This is a genomic window from Cobetia sp. SIMBA_158, from assembly GCF_046566945.1.
In the GTDB taxonomy this organism is placed as follows: Bacteria; Pseudomonadota; Gammaproteobacteria; order Pseudomonadales; family Halomonadaceae; genus Cobetia; species Cobetia amphilecti.
This window is the reverse complement of record NZ_JAWJYL010000864.1, coordinates 1-247: the sequence shown is the minus strand read 5'-3', so window position 1 is coordinate 247 and position 247 is coordinate 1. Positions and strand designations below refer to the sequence as shown.

1 protein-coding gene is annotated in these 247 nt (G+C 70.9%); it reads right to left on the bottom strand.

What is annotated here, in order from left to right:
- A partial coding sequence (locus R2R70_RS22290) for a glutathione S-transferase N-terminal domain-containing protein (RefSeq protein WP_410979242.1) occupies window positions 1-247 on the bottom strand: 247 nt, incomplete at both ends.

Sequence of the window (247 nt, the reverse complement as noted above, 5' to 3'; positions counted from 1 at the left end):
GGTCACCGCGCCTGCCGCATCGTCGGGCAGCCAGTGCGCGTCGCCGTAGCGCTTCGCGAGATAGACGAGGATCGCGTTCGAATCGGCGAGCACGGTGCCGTCGTCGTCGATCACCGGCACCTGGCCGAGCGGATTGAGTGCGAGGAACGCGGGTTCGCGCTGCGCGCCGGCCGCGAGGTCGACGTCGACGATGTCGGACGGCAGCCCGAGCAGCGACAGGAACAGCCGGATGCGGTGCGCATGCCCG